The sequence below is a fragment of the Boseongicola sp. genome (assembly GCF_057460485.1).
In genome coordinates this window covers 1-6,932 of record NZ_JBVCWP010000202.1, presented here as the reverse complement: position 1 = coordinate 6,932, position 6,932 = coordinate 1, and the positions used below count along the sequence as shown (strand labels likewise).

Below are 6,932 nucleotides of genomic sequence, written 5' to 3'. Positions count from 1 at the left end.
GGCCGCGGCGCTGCAGCCAGCGCACACAACGGCAGCGTTTCGGCTTCGTCAAAAGGCGATGGGTTATGCTTTGCTCGTAAATGCCGGTGATCGACAGGGTGATTTGCGCAGCCTCAGGATCGGGGTTGATCTCGCGCGGGGGGCTGACGGGCTCTGGCACCACGCCATCCGTCAGGGCAAGACGCGAACCAGGAAGGAGTTGGGTCCGCTCTGGCCTGGCACCTCTGCCCTGATCGATGCACATCTTCTCGGGGACCGACCAGGCTGGATGATCGATGATCGGGTAGATGAAATGCACGGCATGTATCTCCTCACCCTCGGTGAGACTGTTCTGCACGCCGGTTATCTCAACACGCGGCTCAAAACGGATTTTGGAATCAGCGGGCACCTCGTGAGAACCCTGATCAATGATCTTCTACGCCGCGAACGTCCCGATGCCCTTTGGGCCTCTCAGCACATGCTCGGTCACACAGATCGGTTCACGCAGAACACCTACCGCAGCGATTTTGCTGAAAGCGGAGCCGTGCGTGAGATGGACCGGATTGTTGCCCATGTAGACCGTCAATGAGCAGCCCTTAGATAGCAGCCGGGTCATAAATCCCCATAAAGGGAAGGATGCAGAACGCGGATCAACTTGTGACTGTTAATCCTACTGACTGGCGTCAGTAGGATTAGCGATATGCCTTTCCAAGTACTCAAGTACGATGGGCTGTGTCGCAAGGTTTTCGTGACTTGAGTGCCTTTTGCGGTGGCTATACTTTTGACGCCGGATGACGGGTGGCGGAGGTTGTGATGGTGGATTTCAAGGGAAGCCAGTTTCCGAAAGACGTGATCTTGTATGCGGTCTAGTTCTACGTGGCCTTGTTGCACGGAGCGCCACTCGGCTGATATTGGTCACGGCTTATTCTCTTGAGGATGCTGTATATGCCGCACAAGTTCAACGCTGATCGGCGTGACAAAATTCCGAAGCGAAAGCAGCGGGTGACCAACTGGTCTGAATACAACGAGGGCCTGCGGCGGCGCGGTGATCTGACGGTCTGGATCAGCGACGACGCGCTTGAACTGTGGACGGCTCCACGTCGAACAACCCCTGGTGGTCAGCCATATTACTCTGATCTGGCAATCGAGCTTTGCCTGACACTGGGCATGGTCTTCAAGCAACCGCTGCGGCAGACCCAAGGCTTGATGCGCTCAATCGCGACGCTGCTGGGAGTGGAGATTGCAGTGCCTGATTTTTCCACGTTGTCGCGCCGGAGTAACGGTCTGATATTGCGACCAAGACCAAGGACAGACAACCAAGTTTCAATACAATTGGTGGTAGATAGCACTGGCCTGAAGATCTTCGGCGAGGGCGCATGGCTTGAGGAGAAGCATAAAACCAACGCGAAACGCAAAAGTTGGCGCAAGCTACACCTTGGTCTCGAGCTTGTTAGCGGTGAGATCGTCTGCTCTGGTCTAACCACGGATGACATTGGAGATCCGACTGCCCTGCCGGGGTTGCTGGATCAAGTCAATGGACCAGCTGACCTGTTTCTGGCGGACGGTGCGTATGACGGTAATCCAACATCTGTTTTGCTTGCGGCTCGGTTTGGGTTGATGATCGAGGTCATAATTCCGCCTCCCAAGAACGCAGTATTCAGTCCGAACGCGGCGCAGCATCCGACGTCACGCGACCGCCATATCGCCGAGATTGAAAGCAAGGGGCGCATAGCATGGCAGAAGTCATCGGGCTACAATCAGCGGAGCCGAGGCGAATCCCTAATGGGCCGCTGGAAGACCGTTATCGGGTCAAAGCTCAAGGCGCGCACCTTCAACAATCAGAAAACAGAAGCCAATATTGGCGTCCGCGTGCTCAACCGGATGACCGAACTTGGCAGGCCCAATTTCGAACGCACCGCCTGAAATCCGTCTCGGGAAGGGCGCGTTCCGCACTTAAGTTGATCTGTGCAACACGGCCGTGTCATTCCCTGTCCTCCCCTGACGTCTCTGGTCGATACGGATCTGGAATGCTGTGCCGTTCGATCTCTTCCAGCCGAGCATACCGATCCGCGAAAAGCCGCGCGACCGGATAATCATCGGCCCAGTCGACATACATCGTGTCGGTGTCCACCAACCCGTCGCGCGTAGCCCAGCCAACCGCCCGGCCAGAAGGATCGACCGTTCCGCGCTCAGCGACAGCGCCATCATGCGTTCGCATTCGATTGCAACGGGAGCGTCGGCCAGACGGTGCGAGTTTCAGCCCCAACGCATTGGGTTCGCTTTCGCCCGGATCATAGGACGCTGCCGTTCTCACCATGTCCGCAATCAGCGCAGGGGTGGCAAGGATGACGACGAATTCACCCGCCGCGTCGATGTTGCGGGTGGTGTCCTTCGCGCTGCCATCGGGTTTGTGCTGAAGGCCCAGAATGATCAGCGCCGGGTCCCGCCCAAACACGTTGAAGAACGAATAGGGTGCAGCATTGACCACACCCTGCGCGTTCACCGTCGTCACCCACGCCACTGGACGTGGGATCACCAGCGCCGATAACAGTTTGTAACGGTTCTGTGCGCTAATAGAGTCCAGATTCAGGAGGTCGGCCATGCGTCGGGCAGCACAACACCGGTCTGTGTGCCAATCCGCTGGTAATGCTCGATCCGGCGGTGCCGCCCGAAGTCGAAGATCGTCGTCTTTCCGAAAGCGCAGGCATCCATGTCACAGGCATGCACGATCAACTCGTCCCCTTCGGTTTCGGCCCGCGCCATGACATAGCCGTTTGGATCGACTATGATCGACCCACCCATGAGCGGATGGCCATCTTCATCGCCCGCCTTAGCGACACCAACCACCCATGTAGCGTTCTGATACGCGCCTGCAGTCATAGACAGGTCCGAATGGTAAAGGCGCTTTTCCAAGCCTTCGTCCGACATCTGGCTGTTCACTGAAGGCGTGTTGTAACCTAGCATAACCAATTCAACGCCCTGCAAGCCCATCTCGCGATAGACCTCGGGCCAACGGCGATCATTGCAGATGCACATGCCCATCAGCGCATCCATGTTGCGCCAGACCGGAAAGCCAAGATCGCCAGGTTCAAAATAGCGCTTTTCCAGATGCTGAAACGCGCGTTCGGTGTCGTATTCGGAATGGCCCGGCAGATGGACCTTGCGGTATTTGCCAATAATGTTCGCCTCGCGATCCGTCAGGATCGAGGTGTTGAAGTGGTGCCCATCCGGGGTGCATTCCGCATACCCAAAGCTGATCGCAATATTGGCTGCCTTTGCCGCATCGAATAGCGGGCGTGTGGCGTCATTCGGCATCTCGTGTTCGAACCACTGATCAACTTCGGCGGAGTCCTCGATGTACCAGCGCGGAAAGAACGTGGTCAGCGCCAGTTCGGGGTACACCACAAGATCGCACCCTGCACCCTTGGCCTGCTGCAACAAGGCGATCATGCGATCGACCACTGCTTCCCGAGTATCGGCCTTCTGGATCGCGCCAAGCTGCGCGCCTCCAATCACGATTTCCCGCATAGTGGCTCTCCCTGATTTATCATGCGTGCAAACTTTTGCCAAAACGGCTAACCACTCGCACCATTGGCCAAAGCAGCACGAGATAAACAAGTGCAACCAGCACGATGGGCGAAGCGTTGTAGGTGATGGACCGCGCCATATCTGCGGCGTGCAGCATTTCGCCAAGCGATACGACCGACGCGAGCGACGTGAGCTTGATCACCTCGATGGTGTTCGACAAGAGGTCTGGCAACACGTTGCGCACCGCTTGGGGCAATACGACATACGCCAGGGTCTGGGGCGCGCTAAGGCCGGTGGATCGCGCGGCTTCGCTTTGACCGTAGCCGACAGACTGGATGCCAGCCCTGAAGATTTCGCCGTAGTATGCTGAGTTATTGAGAAAGAACGCAATCACCACCGCCATGAAAGGTGACAGCTGCACCCCCGCGAACGGCAACCCGGCATAGACGAAGATCAGAAGGACAAGCGGTGGGATGGCGCGGAAGAAATCCACCAGTGCGATTACCGGCCATCTGATCCAGCGCGACTTCGCTGCAGAACCCAGGGCAGCAAGTAAACCGCCCGCCAACCCCATCGGGATTACAGCAAGACAGATTAGCATCGTCACGCCTAGTCCTTGAAGAATCATCGGCCATGCGGCGATCATGATCTCAAGGTTGAAGAACTGTTCGATCAACCGGTCCATCGCTTACGCCTTCCGCCAAACAAAGCGGCTTTCCAGCCATCGGGCAAGGATCACAAGCGGTAGGAACAGCAGCACATAGGCAATTGCGGCCAACATCAGCGGTGACGCATTACCTGAAAAGCTTTGCGCCGTGGTCGCCTGATTGAGGATGTCGGGCACCCCGATTACCGTACCGAGCGCTGTCATCTTGGTGATCGCAATGGCCCGATTAGTCATAGGCGGGATCGCCATGCGCATCGCCTGCGGTAGCACTACCCAGACCAGCGTGCCTGTAAAGCCAATGCCGGTGGACCGCGCGGCCTCCCACTGGCCGCGATCCACCGACGTGATCCCGGCCCAGACGATTTCTTCCGCGAAGGCTGCCAGCGTCAGGGTCAGTACGGCAAACAGCACGACAAAGCTCGACAGGAACAACCCTGCATTAGGCAAACCGAAGAATGCGATCAAGATCAGAACCAGCGGCGGTATGGCCCGGAAGACGTCGGCAAAGACGATGATGATCAACGACAGAAGACGGATGTGGTAGGCGCGCAGCATCGCAAGCGTAGTACCCAGACCGATGCCTACAACAACGATCAGCAATGAAAGCTGCACCGTAACCCAGAGACCGGCAAGGATGTCCGGTGTATAGCGCGTCAGCACTTCGGCGTTGAAAAACGTATCCAGAAAGCGCTCCCACTGGGTCATGTCAGTGATCCGATACCCGCGACAGGAACGCCTTGGTCCGCTCGCGTTGCGGCGCACCGAAAATCTGTTCGGGTGGCCCCTGTTCCACGATCTGGCCTTCATCCATGAAAATTACGCGGTCCGCAGCATCGCGGGCGAATGTCATCTCGTGGCTGACCACAAGCATGGTCATGCCGGAATTGCGCATGTCCCGCATTACCTCTAGCACGTCGCCCACGAGTTCCGGGTCCAGCGCCGAGGTTGGTTCGTCGAACAGCATCACCTTTGGTTCCAACGCCAGCGCACGGGCAATTGCGACTCGCTGTTGCTGACCACCGGACAGTTCGGAGGGGTAATTACTCGCTTTGTCAGCCAGCCCCACTTGCGCCAGCGCCTCCATACCCCACGCCTCGGCATCGGAGTGCGACATGCCGCGCACTTTTCGCAGGGCGAGCGTTACGTTTTTGACCGCGCTCATATGGGGGTAGAGGTTGAACGATTGAAATACCATGCCGATGCGCTGGCGGATCGCGTTAAGGTTTACGCCGCGCCCGGTCACAGGGTCGCCTTCCAGAAGGATATCCCCGGAATCGGGTTCCTCCAATCGGTTGCAACAGCGCAGCATCGTCGATTTGCCCGACCCCGACGGCCCAAGCACGAAGACCAACTCACTATGCGAAACGCTGAGATTAATGCCTTTCAACGCCTCAAACGTGCCAAAGGATTTGCGTAGGTTGCGCACGTCCAGAGATGGGATGGCTTTGGTCATGAGAGTGCCGTTGGGTCGGTCAGGCAAGTTTGGTGATGCGGGGATGGCCCCCGCATCACAGTCATATTTTACGCCAGTCTAACGCCAGGATCAGCAAGACGGCTCGTGCCCGTCGTCCACATACCCTTCGTAGCCCGGCTCTCCGAACCCGGCGATGGGCGTGACCGCGGCCGATCCCGCTGCGGGTGGCATACCGAACCATTTTTCATGCAGTTTTGCGATCGTGCCGTCGATCTTGAGGCATTCTATCACCGTTTCCACTGTGGCGCGCAGCTCCTCGTCGCCCTTGCGGAACGGCATGCCCCAGACTTTCCCGGTCGAGAACAGGTAGCTGGGCTTTACGTTCGGGTTTTTCTGCGCGGCCCACGCCGACACGGTGTTGCCCGCCACATTGGCAAAGGCGCGGCCCGACACCACGGCCTGAACCGCGTCGGTGTTGGTACCATAGCTTTCGACTGTCCAGCCAATCTCATCCGCTAATTCGCGCGCCCAACTGTCGTAGGCTGACCCTTTGTTGACCGCAATCACTTTACCGGCAAATTCCTTCATATCTGTGATTTCGGGCGCATCCGCCCCGACAAGGAACAAAAAGTCGGTGTTCAGATAGCCTTCAGAGAAAAGCAAGTTTCCAGCCCGTTCTTCGGTGATTGTCGTGGGTGCCACGACAAAATCATAGGTCCCCGCCTGCAAGCCCGGCAGGATGCCGGAAAACTGCGTCGCAACGATATCCATCTCGACGCCCAACCGTTCCCCGATCAGGTTGGCCAGATCGACATTGAAGCCTTCGATTCCGCCGCTCAGCTTGGGCATGGCGTGCGGCGCGAACGTGCCGTCCAGCGCGACAGTATATTTGTCCTGCGCTACTGCGGCACCGGTAAATAGTAACGATGCAGCAAGTGTTGCTGCGGTGGTAAAGCGTTTCATGATACAGATCCCCTTTGGTATTTTGCGTCTATACCAAATCATTGAGCAGCGTTGCTTCCCAAGCAATGGCACAAAATCAGTTTTCGATGAAGTTTTGCATAGCTTGATAAGTTTATAGTATACATCAGCCATTATTCGCCTAATTTTTGGGCGAAATGGTGCGTATTGCCCAATGAAAGGCATGCGGCCGATTTTGTTGAAAAACTCTTGCGCCGGAAAATCGCTGGGAGAAATCAGAACGGCTTTGTCACGTTAACTCAGTTGAACCAAAATAGCCGACGCTACCCCAGATCAAGCAGCCGCAATTTCGAACCACTCAGCGAATGACCTGGCGCGAGTTTGATGGAGAGTTCGCCGGGAGACCAGATGGCGTTGCAAATT

At 57.0% G+C, this 6,932-nt stretch carries 8 protein-coding genes; 2 read left to right on the top strand and 6 right to left on the bottom strand.

What is annotated here, in order from left to right; genetic code table 11:
- Positions 1–568 (top strand): hypothetical protein (locus AC221Y_RS17740; RefSeq protein ID WP_486707895.1); only part of this gene is annotated, 568 nt, incomplete at its 5' end.
- 356 nt (positions 569–924) lie between these two features.
- The gene (locus AC221Y_RS17735; RefSeq protein ID WP_486707894.1) at positions 925–1,902 is read left to right on the top strand and encodes an IS5 family transposase; all 978 of its coding nucleotides are present in this window, start codon (positions 925–927) and stop codon (positions 1,900–1,902) included.
- A 58-nt stretch (positions 1,903–1,960) separates the two neighbouring features.
- Here AC221Y_RS17735 and AC221Y_RS17730 read toward each other — a convergent pair whose 3' ends face one another.
- The 6 genes from AC221Y_RS17730 to AC221Y_RS17705 all read right to left on the bottom strand — a co-directional run bounded on the left by AC221Y_RS17730 (position 1,961) and on the right by AC221Y_RS17705 (position 6,551).
- The gene (locus AC221Y_RS17730; protein ID WP_299748832.1) at positions 1,961–2,581 is read right to left on the bottom strand and encodes a flavin reductase family protein; all 621 of its coding nucleotides are present in this window, start codon (positions 2,579–2,581) and stop codon (positions 1,961–1,963) included.
- Positions 2,566–3,507 (bottom strand): N-carbamoyl-D-amino-acid hydrolase, encoded by a 942-nt coding sequence (locus AC221Y_RS17725; RefSeq protein ID WP_299748835.1) that lies wholly within the window; start codon positions 3,505–3,507, stop codon positions 2,566–2,568. The genes AC221Y_RS17730 and AC221Y_RS17725 overlap by 16 nt, the downstream gene beginning before the upstream one ends.
- A 19-nt stretch (positions 3,508–3,526) precedes the next feature.
- Positions 3,527–4,192 (bottom strand): amino acid ABC transporter permease, encoded by a 666-nt coding sequence (locus tag AC221Y_RS17720; RefSeq protein WP_299748838.1) that lies wholly within the window; start codon positions 4,190–4,192, stop codon positions 3,527–3,529.
- A 3-nt stretch (positions 4,193–4,195) separates the two neighbouring features.
- Positions 4,196–4,879 (bottom strand): amino acid ABC transporter permease, encoded by a 684-nt coding sequence (locus AC221Y_RS17715; RefSeq protein WP_299748841.1) that lies wholly within the window; start codon positions 4,877–4,879, stop codon positions 4,196–4,198.
- 1 nt (position 4,880) lies between these two features.
- On the bottom strand, positions 4,881–5,627 hold the full coding sequence (locus tag AC221Y_RS17710; protein WP_299748844.1) for an amino acid ABC transporter ATP-binding protein: 747 nt from the start codon (positions 5,625–5,627) through the stop codon (positions 4,881–4,883).
- A 90-nt stretch (positions 5,628–5,717) separates the two neighbouring features.
- Complete coding sequence (locus AC221Y_RS17705) at positions 5,718–6,551, bottom strand: transporter substrate-binding domain-containing protein (RefSeq protein ID WP_299748847.1); 834 nt, start codon at positions 6,549–6,551, stop codon at positions 5,718–5,720.
- Positions 6,552–6,932 lie beyond the last annotated feature (381 nt).

Coding starts and splice junctions, on each gene's coding strand:
- AC221Y_RS17720 (WP_299748838.1), bottom strand. CDS start 4,192: ATGGACCGGTTGATCGAACAGTTCTTCAACCTTGAGATCATGATCGCC.
- AC221Y_RS17735 (WP_486707894.1), top strand. CDS start 925: ATGCCGCACAAGTTCAACGCTGATCGGCGTGACAAAATTCCGAAGCGA.
- AC221Y_RS17710 (WP_299748844.1), bottom strand. CDS start 5,627: ATGACCAAAGCCATCCCATCTCTGGACGTGCGCAACCTACGCAAATCC.
- AC221Y_RS17705 (WP_299748847.1), bottom strand. CDS start 6,551: ATGAAACGCTTTACCACCGCAGCAACACTTGCTGCATCGTTACTATTT.
- AC221Y_RS17725 (WP_299748835.1), bottom strand. CDS start 3,507: ATGCGGGAAATCGTGATTGGAGGCGCGCAGCTTGGCGCGATCCAGAAG.
- AC221Y_RS17730 (WP_299748832.1), bottom strand. CDS start 2,581: ATGGCCGACCTCCTGAATCTGGACTCTATTAGCGCACAGAACCGTTAC.
- AC221Y_RS17715 (WP_299748841.1), bottom strand. CDS start 4,879: ATGACCCAGTGGGAGCGCTTTCTGGATACGTTTTTCAACGCCGAAGTG.